The sequence below is a fragment of the Enterobacter sp. UNJFSC 003 genome (assembly GCF_036903355.1).
GTDB lineage: Bacteria > Pseudomonadota > Gammaproteobacteria > Enterobacterales > Enterobacteriaceae > Enterobacter.
This window is the reverse complement of the sequence record NZ_JBAKHK010000046.1, coordinates 1-431: the sequence shown is the minus strand read 5'-3', so window position 1 is coordinate 431 and position 431 is coordinate 1. Positions and strand designations below refer to the sequence as shown.

The following is a 431-nucleotide window of genomic DNA, read 5'->3' as shown; positions in this document are numbered from 1 at the left end:
TGTCAAAACGCTCCTGAAATAACTGATAGGTGGAGCTTCCTTCGACGTAAATCTCATCAAAGTCAGGATAACGCGACAGCGGGATCCATGAACTATCAATAAACAGCGGCTCTTTATCGAGATACATCACCCGGCAGAGATGGAACACTTCGCTGTTTCCGGGGATGTTCAGCTTTTCGCAAAACGGCGCGGCGCTGACCCGTTCCTGTTCGATCACTTTCTCTTTCGTCGCCTTGCCTTGTGAGACGCCAAAATCGGTAAAACCACTGACAGTAAGCAGGGCGTTTTCAACTTTCTGGCTTTGTACAAAGGTGCCTTTTCCCTGCCAGCGGATCAGTACGCCGTCTGCCACTAAGTCGCTGATGGCTTTGCGAATGGTAATGCGGCTGACGTTATATTGTGTACAAAGCTCGTTTTCGGTAGGGATCTGT

The 431-nt window shown here is 49.4% G+C and carries 1 pseudogene; it reads right to left on the bottom strand.

Features of this window, described 5'->3' with window-relative positions:
- Positions 1–431 (bottom strand): annotated as a pseudogene (gene frlR, locus V5P19_RS23005) (DNA-binding transcriptional regulator FrlR); the annotation flags it as partial.